Annotated in this window: 14 protein-coding genes; 13 read left to right on the forward strand and 1 reads right to left on the reverse strand. The window is 46.1% G+C overall.

Annotation, left to right across the window (positions count from 1 at the left end; all coding sequences use genetic code 11):
• Window positions 1-9: 9 nt before the first annotated feature.
• A complete protein-coding gene (gene lysS, locus AAH446_RS07710) occupies window positions 10-1530 on the forward strand; it encodes a lysine--tRNA ligase (protein ID WP_342906129.1) in 1521 nt (506 codons plus the stop codon).
• 286 nt (window positions 1531-1816) lie between these two features.
• On the opposite strand, the gene AAH446_RS07715 is transcribed toward lysS, so the two are convergent.
• Window positions 1817-2521: a LuxR family transcriptional regulator gene (locus AAH446_RS07715; RefSeq protein WP_342906130.1), complete on the reverse strand. Its 705-nt coding sequence runs from the start codon at window positions 2519-2521 to the stop codon at window positions 1817-1819.
• Between the two features lie 322 nt (window positions 2522-2843).
• Here AAH446_RS07715 and AAH446_RS07720 point away from each other — a divergent pair, with 322 nt between their 5' ends.
• The 12 genes from AAH446_RS07720 to AAH446_RS07775 all read left to right on the forward strand — a co-directional run bounded on the left by AAH446_RS07720 (window position 2844) and on the right by AAH446_RS07775 (window position 15057).
• Window positions 2844-3356 carry a cupin domain-containing protein gene (locus AAH446_RS07720; protein ID WP_342906131.1) on the forward strand — a complete coding sequence of 171 codons (513 nt, stop codon included), beginning with the start codon at window positions 2844-2846 and terminating at the stop codon, window positions 3354-3356.
• A gap of 39 nt (window positions 3357-3395) precedes the next feature.
• Entirely contained in the window at window positions 3396-4088 is a 693-nt protein-coding gene (locus AAH446_RS07725) for an amino acid racemase (protein ID WP_342906132.1), read from the forward strand.
• 734 nt (window positions 4089-4822) lie between these two features.
• Complete coding sequence (locus AAH446_RS07730; RefSeq protein ID WP_342906133.1) at window positions 4823-5383, forward strand: helix-turn-helix domain-containing protein; 561 nt, start codon at window positions 4823-4825, stop codon at window positions 5381-5383.
• Window positions 5384-7170: 1787 nt separating this feature from the next.
• Window positions 7171-7716 (forward strand): fimbrial protein, encoded by a 546-nt coding sequence (locus AAH446_RS07735; RefSeq protein ID WP_342906134.1) that lies wholly within the window; start codon window positions 7171-7173, stop codon window positions 7714-7716.
• 97 nt (window positions 7717-7813) lie between these two features.
• Complete coding sequence (locus AAH446_RS07740) at window positions 7814-8347, forward strand: fimbrial protein (protein WP_342906135.1); 534 nt, start codon at window positions 7814-7816, stop codon at window positions 8345-8347.
• Complete coding sequence (locus AAH446_RS07745; RefSeq protein WP_342906136.1) at window positions 8347-10890, forward strand: outer membrane usher protein; 2544 nt, start codon at window positions 8347-8349, stop codon at window positions 10888-10890. Before AAH446_RS07740 ends, AAH446_RS07745 begins: the two co-directional genes overlap by 1 nt.
• Before the next feature lie 26 nt (window positions 10891-10916).
• Window positions 10917-11663: a fimbria/pilus periplasmic chaperone gene (locus AAH446_RS07750; RefSeq protein WP_463322787.1), complete on the forward strand. Its 747-nt coding sequence runs from the start codon at window positions 10917-10919 to the stop codon at window positions 11661-11663.
• A 54-nt stretch (window positions 11664-11717) separates the two neighbouring features.
• Window positions 11718-12359, forward strand: a complete 642-nt coding sequence (locus AAH446_RS07755; RefSeq protein WP_342906137.1) for a fimbrial protein — start codon at window positions 11718-11720, stop codon at window positions 12357-12359.
• Between the two features lie 85 nt (window positions 12360-12444).
• The gene (locus AAH446_RS07760; RefSeq protein ID WP_342906138.1) at window positions 12445-12909 is read left to right on the forward strand and encodes a fimbrial protein; all 465 of its coding nucleotides are present in this window, start codon (window positions 12445-12447) and stop codon (window positions 12907-12909) included.
• A gap of 12 nt (window positions 12910-12921) precedes the next feature.
• Window positions 12922-13434, forward strand: a complete 513-nt coding sequence (locus AAH446_RS07765; protein WP_342906139.1) for a fimbrial protein — start codon at window positions 12922-12924, stop codon at window positions 13432-13434.
• Window positions 13434-13994 carry a fimbrial protein gene (locus AAH446_RS07770; RefSeq protein ID WP_342906140.1) on the forward strand — a complete coding sequence of 187 codons (561 nt, stop codon included), beginning with the start codon at window positions 13434-13436 and terminating at the stop codon, window positions 13992-13994. The genes AAH446_RS07765 and AAH446_RS07770 overlap by 1 nt, the downstream gene beginning before the upstream one ends.
• 121 nt (window positions 13995-14115) lie before the next feature.
• Entirely contained in the window at window positions 14116-15057 is a 942-nt protein-coding gene (locus AAH446_RS07775) for a fimbrial protein (RefSeq protein WP_342906141.1), read from the forward strand.
• Window positions 15058-15114: the final 57 nt, after the last annotated feature.

Raw genomic sequence — 15114 nt, forward strand, 5'->3', positions numbered from 1 at the left:
GGAACTGACATGTCTGAACAACAACCGCAGGGCGCTGACGTCGCACTTGAGCTGAATAACGAACTGAAGGCGCGTCGCGAAAAGCTGAGCGCGCTGCGTGAAAACGGCGTGGCATTCCCGAACGATTTCCGTCGCGATCGCACCTCAGACCAGCTGCATGCCGAGTTTGATGCGAAAGAGAACGAAGAGCTGGAAACGCTGGGCGTTGAGGTCAGCGTGGCCGGTCGTATGATGACCCGCCGCATCATGGGTAAAGCCTCATTCGTGACGCTCCAGGACATGGGCGGCCGCATCCAGCTCTACGTTTCCCGTGACGATCTGGCTGAAGGCATCTACAACGAGCAGTTCAAGAAGTGGGATCTCGGTGATATCGTCGGCGCGCGCGGCAGGCTGTTCAAAACCAAAACCGGCGAGCTCTCTATTCACTGTAACGAACTGCGCCTGCTGACCAAAGCGCTGCGTCCACTGCCGGACAAGTTTCACGGTCTGGCCGATCAGGAAACCCGCTACCGCCAGCGTTATCTGGATCTGATCGCTAACGAAGAGTCGCGCAAGACCTTCAAAATCCGCTCCCAGATCATGGCCGGTATCCGCAGCTTTATGGTGGGACGCGACTTCATGGAAGTTGAGACCCCGATGATGCAGGTGATCCCAGGCGGCGCGTCAGCCCGTCCGTTCGTCACGCACCATAATGCGCTGGATATTGACATGTATCTGCGCATCGCCCCGGAGCTTTACCTGAAGCGCCTGGTGGTGGGTGGGTTCGATCGCGTATTCGAGATCAACCGTAACTTCCGTAACGAAGGCATCTCGCCGCGCCATAACCCAGAGTTCACCATGATGGAACTCTATATGGCCTATGCGGATTATAAAGATCTGATCGAGCTGACGGAAAGCCTGTTCCGCACCCTGGCGCAGGATATTCTCGGCTCAACCGTGGTGCCTTACGGCGAACAGGAATTTGATTTCGGTAAACCGTTTGAAAAGCTGACCATGCGCGAAGCGATTCAGAAATACCGTCCGGAAACCAACCCTGCCGATCTGGATGATTTCAGTAAAGCCTGTGCCATTGCGCAGTCGCTGGGCATCAAGGTCGAGAAGAGCTGGGGCCTGGGCCGTGTGGTCACTGAGATCTTCGAAGAGACCGCAGAAGCCCATCTGATCCAGCCAACCTTTATTACCGAATATCCGGCAGAGGTTTCACCACTGGCGCGTCGTAACGACGATAACCCGGAGATCACCGACCGTTTCGAGTTCTTTATCGGTGGTCGTGAGATCGGTAACGGCTTCTCCGAGCTGAACGATGCGCAGGATCAGGCCGAACGTTTCCAGCAGCAGGTCAATGCCAAGGATGCGGGTGATGATGAAGCGATGTTCTACGACGAAGATTACGTCACCGCGCTGGAGCACGGTCTGCCGCCAACGGCCGGTCTGGGCATCGGCATCGACCGCATGGTGATGCTGTTCACCAACAGCCATACCATTCGCGACGTTATTCTGTTCCCGGCACTGCGCCCTGGCAGCAAGTAACAGAGCGTTAAGCATGCTGAAAAGGGGCGAAGCGATTCGCCCCTTTTTAACGCCACAGGCAGGAATAAAATAAATACCAGGCGTTGGTCAGAACGTTATCCATCCCGGTTAATTTGATGCAGGCGGTTAAGGCTAAGGCTATATCATCAGATTATTTTCACATCTTGATTTTTTCAGCGGTATTAGTGTATGTTTCAGCGTGATTAACTGAATGATATAAAACATCATACGATTATATATCCAGCGCTATAAAAGTTGAACATTTCCTGGCAAGGATAGTTATTAGTTAACCCACGGGTTTGACTAAATGGAGTTCAATGCCGAGCCGCACAGCATGCCTTGCGTTTACCACACCCAGTTTTTTAACAATGTTTGCCATGTGAAATTTAACCGTGGTCGTTTTTATCCCCAGAATAGTTCCTGTTTCTGAATAAGTTTTACCAACGCTGGCCCAGTAAAGGATTTCGTTTTCGCGCGTGGTGAAAAGATTTTCATCGATAAGGCTGGGTTTGCTTTTTTCTGAAAGGGAGGTGAGCGCCAGATACTCTTCATGGACTGAGGCAAGCAATAAGTCTAACGTTCCTTTATTCAGATTAATGAACCGTTGCGTCTCTTCTCTTTTACCCGGATCTGTAAGCAAAGTCAGCGTGACCAGGTTATTTTTATAGTCGTGCAAAACAAAAGTATAGCCATAGAGTTTAGGCTTTTCAAAAATCCTGAAAAACAAAGATTCGTTATCAAGGTTTATTTTTTCATTCCATGAAAATGGCGTCAGGCGATTCAATGCGGTAATAACAACGGGGTCGGTAAACTGAAGGTTATTATCCTGGTAATATTTCACCCACTCATCTGGGTAATTTGTTGCATAAGCGGAAATTGACATATTGTTTTTTGAGATAACAACATAAGCCCAGGTAAAACCACCTAATTCTCTAAAATTACATTTAAGCTTTTCTTTTATATATTCGTTAATATAATTTTCGTTTTCCATAAAAGCATGTCTTCCAGTGAGTCAGTATATTCTGCGGCGAGGCGGTAAACCAGGCTGTAACCATTGACGGGATGATTCTGAACTTTTGAAATGTCTGCAACAAAATGGATATTCACACTCTGTCTTCAGGCGTAAAAGTACCGCTTTAAGCATTTTCTTGCAACTTATTGGTGGCCCTGAAATTTTCCGCGCAGAAAGCGCAGCCTGCAGGCAGACCATTTTCACCGTTCATTTACAGACATATTTTTCATGACAAAAACAGAGTTCCTCCGTTATGGTGAGTTGGTGCTGTAAACCGCAGCTTCCGCTATAAAGGAGTGTTATGAACGCAACCCCCCGGCCGGACTGTATTCGCCACTGGCAGGAGCTGGAAGAGCCTGATGATACACACTATCCCGGCAGCGAAGAGCTGATGGCGATAGGTTCACCGCTGGCCAGATCGCTGGGACTGACCCGGCTGGGCATTCATCATATCCGGCTGCTGCCCGGGCGCCGGATGTCTTATCCTCATGCCGAAAGTGCGGAAGAGGAGTTCGTTTTTGTGCTGGAAGGCACGCCGGATGCCTGGATTAACGGTGAATTGCACCGCCTCAAACCAGGCGATGCCGTGGGCTTTCCCGCCGGTACAGGTCTCTGCCATACGTTTATCAATAACAGCAGCGAAGAAGCGCGGTTTATCGTGGCAGGAGAAGCCAATAAAGCGGAAAACCTGATTCATTACCCCCTTAATCCTGTCCATGAAGCCACACGAGAAGATCGCTGGGTGAACCCGCCCGGACAGCCGTTTGGTGAGCATAATGGCCTGCCAGATGAATTAAATAATGATGAAGATTAAGCGTGAAGGCCTGAAAGCGACCTTCGCCAGGAGCCGATAATGAAAACGCTGGGACTGATTGGCGGCATGAGCTGGGCATCCACCGTGCCTTATTATCAACTGATTAATCAGGGCATCAGCCAGCGGCTGGGCGGTTTGCATTCGGCAAAGCTGGTGCTCTGGAACGTGGATTTTCACGAGATTGAAGCCTGCCAGTCGAGCGGCGACTGGGAAAAAGCCGGGCAGATGCTGGCCGACGCTGCGCTGGCGCTAAAACGGGCCGGGGCAGAAGGCATTTTGCTCTGTACCAATACTATGCACAAAGTGGCCGATCCAATCGTTGAGCAGAGCGGCCTGCCATTCCTGCATATTGCTGACGGCACCGCGAAGGCGATCCGGCAGCAAAATATGTCCCGCGTGGCGCTGCTGGGTACGCGTTACACCATGGAACAGGACTTCTACCGTGGCAGGCTGGCGAACCAGTTCGGCATTGAAACCTTAGTGCCGGAGGAAGCCGATCGAAAAGAGGTTAACCGCATTATCTTTGACGAGCTTTGCCAGGGGAAATTTACCGACGATGCAAAAGCCTGCTATCAGAAGATCATTGAGGGCCTGGTAGCGCGGGGGGCGGAAGGAGTTATTTTTGGCTGCACGGAAATTGGCCTGCTGCTGAAGAAAGAAGATTGCCCGGTCCCGGTCTTTGATACCACGGCGATTCACACCGCGGCGGCAGTGGAGTTCATGCTTGGATAAGAAACATTTTCGTTGAATTAGCCGGCCAGAGCTAAATTAGCTGGCCGGTATAAACCACGATAAACGCTTATAGGTAAAAAGTGGCTGACAGGTTTTATCCCGTGTTTACTTTTTTGACATCGCCTACCAGTATCAATGTATCATAATCTCTAGTTAAATAGTGACATAATGCTTACTAAGGTAAATATCTAAGCTGTTGATGTTTTATGGCTAAATATAATTAAAGCCTTGACCGTGATGGTGTTTATTAGGGTTTATTTAGACTGGTGAATTTTATTTTTCAACAGGTTTTTCTAAATGGTTCCTAACCATGCGTTATCAGGATGTCAATTAAGCGGTTTTTTACATTTTGCCCGGTGGTACACTTTTTAGTTTATCTGGCTATCAAAACCTTAAGTTAACTAACGGATTTTAATGTCAAACAGCATTCTAAAAGATCAAATTGTTATAATCACCCTTAAAAAACGTTAAAACCATCCGCTGGAATCCTCTTTTTATCCTAAAAAGCTCGCTAAGTAATCTATCACTGAAGTGAAGTGATAAGCCTGCTAAGGATAAACCTAACTTAAACAAGGGAATAGCCATGCTTATCTGACATGCATTGTTAAAAAATATGCATAAAATTTTTAGCTTGAAAAAAAATTTTGACATATATACGATTAGCGCTCTCAAGATGAGACATATCTGTAAAACATGCTTCTATAATAATAAACATTTGAGAAGGGACTCTTTAAATGAATCATGATTTGTTTATTCTCAGTAATAATCAGGATTTACTCAGTGGTGCACAGGAACTGGCGAATCATATGCTGTTAGGTAGAAACGCAACGGTGACGGTTAAACGTGTAACCTTGATGGATCTTCTTCAGTTTGATGCTAATTGCAAATTTAATAAAAAACATGGCATTGTTATTGTGCCTAACCATATTTATGAGGCGTTACATATTTTTTCAGGGTTAGAGTACATCAAGATGGTACCGAGTAATATGGGTTTATTGACATTCTCAAACTTACTCAATGATATGTTAATTTCTTCATCGTCAATAAGAGTTAACAGGAAAGAAAAAAGTCTTTTCCTTACGGCAAAGGAAAGGCGATACTGTTATCTGGTCTACAACGGCGCATCAAATAAAAAGATAGCGTGTAATTTTCAGTGTTCAGAAAAGAATGTAAGTTATTTAAAACGGAAGATAATGATGAAGTGGAACTGTAAGAATAATGTAGAGTTCTTCAAGTTGATAAATTATTTTTATTGCGGTGATATCGATGGTAATAAATCACATGATTTTTTCTGAATACCAGAAATAAGAAAATTTATTCATCAGAATGAACAGGGCTTGATCGTCTTTATGATAATAATAAAGATCCTTGTTTTTATTCACAATGGTTATGATGTTATTCGCTTTGAATATCTGAACATCCCGCCTGTGAGCGAAAGCGGGCTGTTCAGTGCAAGGGAAAGGCAAGCCGGAAAAATGCCTGGAGGATCATGTTGCCAAATTGCGAGGTAAGCAGCTCTTTGCCTGTCAGCAATTGGGTTGGTAAAGGTTATAGCAGACAGTGTTGAAGCCACAAAACCGGGCTAAGTTAAAAAACAGGTTTAGAAATCCTGTAATTAAATATGGTGTACTTTTTAGTATCCGATCACGCTACTTTACTCACTTCAGAAAATTTATGCAGACCCTCCCAGGCTGCGGCACGCTTGGCTAATGCCAGCCTACGTAACCTATCACATCCCTGAACTTTATGCCGACTATGAATCATTCTTAATCAGCAATAGCTCACTTCCGCTCAGTTGCTTATTCAGACAACCAAAACTCCCCGTTAATTTGAGTTTGTATTCATCCCAGCTCCGCTCAGAAGCAAGACAATTCTGGCATATAGAATATGCGCCAGGGTCTGTTTTGTATCTGGCATCTTCCATAAATTTACCCTGTTTTCATTTATTCATGCCGTAGAATCACATATACACGCCAGTAACCGTAGTGCATTCGGTTCTATGCTTGTCGCATAAATGCGCGGCGTCGGCTGACTCAACAGAGTAATACCGGAATGAACGGCAACGGCTCCTTAATACAAAGCAGAACGCTCTTTCACAGGATTTTTGGCAAGATTGCAGTCGCCGAAAAGTATCAACTCATTGGCGGCCATCATAAGAAGACGACACTGGGCGGCAAGTTGCGGAAGAGGGAAAGGCGTGCTGGACTAAATTGGCTTAATACTGGCTAAGGGCCTCCCAGATGACGGCTCATGTTACAAAGCATATTAATAATAAAGTTTAATCAGGCATAACAGAGGTTCATAGCTCGTAAGCTATCCTGTAACTAAAAGTATAGTAAATTAAAGTAAATACGAAAGCAGCGTAATCATATCAAAGCCGGACAGCGTCAATAAGTAGTGGAAGGTTTTACCATTACAGAGTGAAGAGGTATTGATCGCCATGAATCATAATTGCAGGAAGTTAGTACTACCGTGAGAAAGGAATTTCGCCCGATTATAGTGAGCCATTCCACTTAGTATCCTGAGTTTTTTGAAGTACGCTAAGTTTGCAGTCGCTAAACTGTCATATGCATATCCTGTTTGTCATAATGTTAAGGAAAAGTTTTTTATTTAATATTGAAGGTTGTTACAGGCGTTGTATGTTCTCAATGAAGGCGCTTTTTGTCTCAATTTTACTTTATTTGTGAGTTACGCCACCGTTTGATGCCACGGTTAAGTGTAAATATCTTAAATAGCGAGCTGACCAGCCTCTTACATAAGCGAGAAATCCTAAACACATATGTTGAGTGTACCTAAGCACCCCTGTTTAAATTATTGTATTTTAAGGTTTTTAATTTACCCATTTCTTTTTGAAGTGAATTTCACTCTCTCTGCTTAAATTACTTGGATTAATCTTATATGATCTTAAGTTTCATTTGTTCTTTGTGAAGGGTATAAATACGGTCGTGGAAAACGTGGTTAAAGATTTTTATTGAGTAACCTTCGGCCAGCCACGAATGAACAAACTGGAACCACTGGAATGCATGGAACGGTTTCGTTTATTTTAATGAAACATATTTATTTAATTTAAGGATGATGTGAAATGAAAAAGCTTCAATTAGCTATGGCTCTGGGTATGGTTCTGGCAAGCGGCAGCGTATTTGCAGCAGACCAGGGACACGGCACTGTTAAATTCACAGGGGAAATTATCGAAGCACCTTGCTCTATTACTGCTGACACCGTTGAGCAGACTGTAGACCTGGGCCAGGTTTCAAGCTCTACGCTGAAAGCAGGTGGTACTTCTACACCTAAACCATTCAGCATCAAACTGGAAGACTGTGATGTGTCTGGCCTGACTAATAAAACGGTCACAGCAACGTTTACGGGTAAAACTGCAAGCTTTGATACCACTTCTTCACTGCTGGCACTGAGCGGCTCTGCAGCGGGCGCCGGCATTGCAATCACTGATAATAACAGCAGCGTTGTTAAACTGGGCACCGCCAGCACCGCTTATAACTTCACTACTGACTCAACTGAAGCTGAGCTGCTTTATGCCGCTTACCTGCAGGGCGCGGCGGATAACACCGCTAACCCAATCGTTGCCGGTGAGTTCACCAGCGTAGCTAACTTTACCCTGGCTTACCAATAATTATTTAATTTTAATAAACAGGCGTGTTAACGCCTGTTTATTTTTATACAGTCAAAACAGTATATCAAAACCAATAAAGCACCGGGTGTCGATTAATATGAGAATATGTATAGTCTCTTTAATTCCCCTGGCTGTGCTGAGCCAGGTTGCGTCCGCCAGTGCTGCCGGGCAGGGACATGCTAATGTCCGTGTACAAGGCTCAATAATAGATACCCCTTGTGCTATTGCGGCTGAAAATCGCGATCAGAGTATCGATCTTTCGACCCTTCCTTTAAGTACGATAGTGAACGAGGGGGTCGGTCCAGAGAAACCATTTACCATAAAACTCTTAAACTGCTCTCCGGAGACTTTCGCAAAAGGTCATAAAGACTGGTCAAAGTTTTCAATTACATTTGATGGGAAAAGTACCACTGAAAATCTCTTTAGCGTCTCAGGAGAAGCCAGTGGAGTTGGCATTCTTCTGACAGACAGTTCAGGCAACGTGGCTGTGCCAGGAAAAGCGATGCCTCAATATGCCATCATGCCAGACGGTATGAGCCTGAATTATACTTTACGATTAATGGCGAACCAGCAAAGGATGCGGGCTGGTGATTACCAAAGCACCATTCGTTTCAAAATGGATTATTACTGATGAATGGAAATCAGACGAGTTCAAAAACGCCTGCCTTCAGGTGCAAATTGCGACCATTATTTATCAGTATAATTTTTGCTTTAAGTGGCAATGCTTATGCTGATGCAGCAGGGAAAGTAGATAGCCAGGATATTCAGTTTAATACGGATGTATTAGATGTAAAAGACCGTGAACATATCGATTTAAGTCATTTTGCGCGCGCTGGTTATATTATGCCAGGGAAGTACCATATGATGCTGCGCGTAAACCACCATGAGTTTGGCGAGCTGGATGTGGTTTTTAAGGCGCCTGAGAATGATCCTGAGGGCAGTGAACCTTGTATTACGCCTGAAATTGCGCAACAAATCGGTCTGAAAGACGGGATGAAAAGCCAGGTAACCTGGTTAAATAATGGGGCCTGTTTAAATCTCTCCTCTCTGCCCGGGGCTCAGGCTACAGGCAATCTGGCGGATAATGCCCTGGATATTTCTATCCCTCAGGCATATATCGAATATATTGCCGATAACTGGGATCCGCCCTCACGCTGGGATGAGGGGATACCCGGTGTTATGCTGGATTATAACATTAACGCACGTAATAATCGCCGCGCTGATGATGGTAAAAGCGAACAGGATGTTAGCGGCAACGGCGTTGTTGGTTTAAACGTAGGGCCGTGGCGCCTGCGGGGTGACTGGCAGGGTAACTATAACCACGTTACAGGTTTACAACAGCCATCGCAGCACCGGCTGCGTATGAGCCGCTACTATATGTATCGTGCCATTGGCGCATTGCGGGCTAAGCTGACCCTTGGCGAAAACTATCTCTATTCCGATATCTTCGATAGCTTTCGTTTTACCGGGGCAAGCCTGGTATCCGATGACAGCATGCTGCCGCCAAATCTGCGTGGGTATGCGCCGGAGGTAAGCGGCGTAGCGAAAACAGATGCGAAAGTGACTATTTCGCAACAGGGACGGGTTATTTATGAAACCCAGGTACCAGCCGGACCCTTCCGTATACAGGAGCTCAGCTCTGCCGTATCCGGAGCGCTTGATGTGCAGATCAAAGAACAGGATGGTAGCGTACGCACTTTTCAGGTGAATACCGCTAACATTCCTTATCTGACACGTCCCGGCATGGTGCGTTATAAATTAGCGTTAGGAAAACCGACCGATTATTTACGCAACAGCCGTGGTCCTGGTTTTGCCAGCAGTGAATTTTCCTGGGGGATAAATAACGGCTGGTCTCTCTATGGCGGAGCCATTGCGGGAGGTGACTATAATGCGCTTTCCGCAGGTTTAGGCCGGGATTTACTGGCGCTTGGCGCGCTCTCTGTTGACGTCACGCAGTCCCGGGCGCGTCTGCCGGTGCAGGGAAGCCAAACCGGTGAGTCCTACCGCCTCAGCTATTCAAAGCGGTTTGAAGAGATTAGCAGCCAGGTAACCTTTGCCGGCTATCGTTTTTCGGAACGGAATTATTTGAGCATGTCTCAATATCTCGAACTGCGCTATATGGGTAATAATGCTGGGCAGGGAAAAGAACTTTATACGGTTACCTTTAACAAACAGTTTGAAGATTTAGGCTTTAGCGGATATTTAAATTATAGCCATCAGACCTACTGGGACCAGCCTGAGAATGATAACTATACGCTCTCAGTAGCAAAATATTTTGATTTTATGCGGCTTAAAAATGTCAGCCTCAACCTGACGGCGTATCGATCAGTCTATAACGATACGCACGATGATGGTGCCTATATTACTTTAAGCGTGCCCTGGGGGAATAGTGGATCTATCAGTTACGATAGCCAATATTATAATAGTGACTCATCACATACGGTAAGTTTATTTGACCGTATTGATAAGAACAGTAACTATCAGCTTAGCGCAGGTGTAGGGTCGGAAGGATATGGCAACGTAAGCGGCTATTATACTCACGATGGCGATCTCACCAGTGTCACGGCAAATGCAGGTTATAACGGTAATCAATACAGCGCCATTGGTGTGTCATTGCAGGGGGGGATGACTGCTACGGGTAAAGGTGTGGCATTACATCGCATCAACACGCTGGGCGGCACCCGTATGATGGTGGACACGGGGGGCGTTGCTGGCGTACCGCTGGCAGGTAATGGTGGCGTCAGTCACAGTAATCTCTTTGGTAAGGCCGTCATCAGCGATCTTAATAGCTATTATCGCAGTAGCATTCGTGTTGATCTGGATAAACTGGCAGATGATGTTGATGCACCTCGTTCTGTCGTACAAAGCTCGCTGACGGAAGGGGCTATTGGCTACCGTAAAATGGGAATTGTTGCCGGTAAAAAAGCGATGGCGGTCATAAAGCTGGCTGATGGTTCAACACCGCCTTTTGGCGCCATTATAGAAAATAAAAATGGGTATCAGACCGGTATCATTAACGATGATGGCAGCGTGTGGTTAACGGGGATCAATGCCGGAGAAGCGATGGAAGTTAAATGGGGTGATAAAGAACAATGTCGGGTGACATTGCCCGCCTTACTGCCGCCATTAACGAGTGCGCTACTTCTTCCCTGTGAAAAAGTTAATGTCGATTAAAGCTGGAATAAGAAGAGAGGATTATTGTGAAAATTAAATTATTATCAAATTTACTGACAGGGCTGCTGCTCGGTAGCGTATTTCTACCTCAGGCTTATGCCGCAATAGCTTTAGATCGTACGCGCGTTATCTTCGACGGCGGCAAGAATTCAATGAGTCTTAATATCGCTAACAAGAACAAAGAATTGCCCTATCTGGCACAGGGGTGGATAGAGGATGCCAGCGGTAACAAAATTGACTCCCCTCTGATCGTGTTACCGCCGCTGCAGCGTATGGAACCTGCTGCGAAAAGCCAGGTTAAAATTCAGACGCTGCCTGCAATAAATCAGCTGGCGCAAGATAAAGAAACGCTTTATTACTTCAATCTGCGTGAAATTCCGCCGCGCAGCAATAAAGCCAATACGTTACAGATAGCACTACAGACCAGAATTAAAATGTTTTATCGACCTCATGCATTGATTAAAAATGCCATGGAAATGATAGATACCTGGAAGCAAGATATTACCCTTACCCGCGAAGGTGGAAAGTATCGCGTCAATAATAATTCGCCTTACTTCTTTACTGTCGCCACCGTAATGTCTGGTGGAAAAGATGTTTCTGGTATGAAACCGGTGATGATCGCACCTAAAAGCAGTGAACTTTTATCAGCAAGCGCGGATAACATTGGCAGTGCCCCAGCGCTCACTTTTATTAACGACTACGGCGGAAGACCAACGTTAACTTTCCACTGTGCTGGCGCGAATTGCCGTGTGGCGGAATATAAAGAAGGGTAATTCGCCAGAAAATCAACCGTTGATAATGGAAAAATAAGTCCTCAGGGAGAGCATATGGATAGCGAAGCTTCTTCTTTACCGGAAAAGCGTTCAGGTCAGGTGAGTCACCGCAGCAGTTCAGGGCGTTTAGCCTGTCTGCTGCTAACGTGTTTTATATCTGCATTACCCGCTGCACAGGCAAAAGAATTTAGTCAGGTTGATGGTGAAACAGGAATACTTCATATCACCGGCGCCCTGACTCAGGGGGCTTGCCGACTGGAAATGCAAAGCGCTTACCAACAAATTGAGCTTGGCAACCTTATCACAGGCGACTTTACCTCAGTGGGAGCGCGCGGTACGGCTGTACCTTTTCAGCTGATACTCAGTGATTGTCTGATGAACGGCGGCCTACAGCGCGATGCCATCACGAACAGTTCCGTCTGGGATAACAGGCAGCCGGTTGCATCTGTTTCGTTTCTGGCGCCAGCTGATAGCGAGACGCCCGATCTGGTCAGAATTGATGGGGCACAGGGGCTGGGCTTACGCCTTCTGGACAGTCGTAAGCATGACGTACGGCTGGGAAACAGAAGCGAGCCGCTGTTTGTTGCACCTTATCATGATGTGCTTACCTGGTATGTGGTACCCGAGCGAACCTCTGCGCCACTGGTGGCCGGTGCTTTTACAGCAACCGTCAACTTTCGCCTGAATTACGACTGAGGTCTGGAATATGCTCATGCAACAGAATGCGAAGCCGCTATTGCAGTGGCGATGCGTAAGACGCTTTTTAAACAGGTGGGCGGCAGTGGCTATTTTGATAGCCGCACCGCCGCTTTATGCGCTGGATCCTGTAGCAATTAACATTAGCGGTACTGTTACCGCTAGTGCATATTGCGAGTTTAATACAGATGAAACAATTACCCTTGAGTTTGGTACGAATGTTTATATCACCAAAATCAAAGGGAATTACTATAAATTACCTGTGCCTTACTTCTTGAACTGTGAAGGCGATGATGGTGGCAAGAACATTCGCATGCGATGGGTGGGGACGGCCTCTTCTTCTGATAATACATTGCTCGCTACCGATGTCGCTGGGCTGGATATCAAATTCCTCAAAGATTCGACCGTGGTTGATGTCAATGCCTGGTTTGATATTGATGCAGATTTACCGCCCTCGTTGAATGTTGTCTTAATTAAACAAACCGGTGCTTCTTTGAAAAATGGCCAGGAGTTCAATGCCTCAGCAACGCTGGAAGTAGCCTATTTATAAGGATTGATGAAGATGGACGCCAGGCTGAAATATTTTCGGAGCATAAATACACCCGGTGCTTTACTGTTTCTGCTTATTTTTAGTTTTGGAGCCGTTGCCGATCAAACTGGCGATACGCTTAATGTAAAAATTCATGGTACGCTAAAGCGTGTGCCTTGCGTGATAAGTAACGATAAAGCCATTACCATTGAATTTGGTAATGTCGGCGTGAATAAGGTTGACGGAGAAAACTATAAACAAGTGATTGGTTACACACTTGAGTGTGAAGATCCTGATGAAACGGCAAATCTGAATATGACTTTAAGGGGTGCGCAGACCTCGTATAATACAGGCGCGATTAATACGAATGTACCTGGGCTTGGCATAGAAATTTTGCAAAATGGATCGCCGGTCACGATTAATCAATCTTTCGTTATTGATTATAATAACCCCCCGGTACTGGAAGCTGTGCCAGTTTCTTCTGGCGCAACGCTGACCGAAGGCGCTTTCAGCTCGACTGCAACTTTGCTGGCGGAGTATGAATAATGTTACAGGAACAAAAAGCAATTTTTAGCCGCCGCTTCATTGTTATCAATATGCTGTTTGTCGGTATTTTGATGATGCTAATACAAAATAAAGCGCTGGCTGTTACGGATAATCTGCAGTTTTCCGGTAATCTGGTAGCCGAGCCATGCGTACTTGATCCAACCACTGAAAATATTGAGCTTGATTTTGGTACTATTGTTGATAAATACCTCTACATTAATGAGCGTGTGCATAGTCAGCCCTTTATTGTGCGCTTGCTGGAATGTAATTTGACATTAGGGAATACGGTCTCGCTGACTTTCAGTGGTACTGCGGATAGTGAACTGACCGATATGCTGGCTGTTACAGGTTCGGCCAGCGGCATCGCAATTGGTCTGGAGACAACCAGCGGTACGGCGTTGCCTTTCAATCAGGCTACGCCGGTAATGACGCTGACTTCCGGTACAACAGAACTGATATTTAACGGTTATGTACAGGGTACACCAACGGCTATCAGGAATCATTCAATCGTCAGAGGTGCCTTTAATGCGGTGGCAAACTTTACGCTTAATTATGAATGACAGGTAAATCTGGCAGGGTGCGCTAATTTTTTGCGCGTCTTTTCGGCTGGTAATGCCGATTGATTGAATTACAGGGCAGTAATAAGCGCATTGTGCAGTTGAGCTATGCGGGAGAAAAATAATGCAGAGATTAATGAAGTTAGCCAGCCTGATACTGACGAAAAGCGTATTAGCGGGTCTGGTTATTTGGCTGTGGTCAGTTAACTGTAGTGCCTATGATTTTACCGTGACCTGCACTGGTGCTAATGGCCAGTGTGCCCCGGGAGCCAACTTCACGTTAGCGAAGACCGGTACTGCTCATGATGGCACCTCCTTACCATTTTCCCCAACCGCCGTACAAATCTATCTGGCTAACTGCACCTCAGATACGAGTTGCACAAAGTTAGTGGGGCCTTTCTGGGAAAGAACCATCAGTTACCCTGCCTGGGAAGCGAAAACATGGGGGAATCTGGGGGGGAAGTTTCTTACTGGAAGTGTGCTTAATGGAGCTATTTCAGCCGGACCTAACGGGGGAGGGAATGACGTCTGGGACGGTAACGTCTATAAAAACCTTTGTTTTAGCGTAACTGCAGTTAATCCCAGTAATGGATGGGGTATTTGGGGGATAAATTATACCTATTCGCCTGGCCAGGTAATGTGTTCTGTCCCGATTAACCGGGGAGTGGAGGATACCTGTAACGTATCAACACCCAGCATCGATGTTGCTTTTGGTCAGATTGAACGTTCGACCATCGGTACTACCGCGCCTACGAAAAAAGACGTCACCAAAAATGTCTCTTTGAGCTGCTCCGGCACCAACACGCATAACTTTTCGCTGAAACTGAATATGACGCCAACATCCTGGTCAAATTCGCAGATTGCTACCAGCAACAGTGCGCTCGGCGTCACCATTAGTAAAGATGGAACACTCCTGAGTAATGGTTCTGCATTTGATATCAGTGTGTTAGGGTCAGGAACCGCAGCGCTCTCGTTTAGCCTGCTAAAAAATCCCTCAGCTGCGGTTAGTGATATCGCCACCGGTGATTTTACCGCGTCTGCCACCCTGATTGTGACAGAACAATAAGTACGGTGATTATAAAGAGGGCGTAACATCGTTGTTGTTATGCCCTCTCTTCCGGTT

It is taken from the genome of Erwinia psychrophila (assembly GCF_039023475.1).
Classification (GTDB): Bacteria; Pseudomonadota; Gammaproteobacteria; order Enterobacterales; family Enterobacteriaceae; genus Erwinia.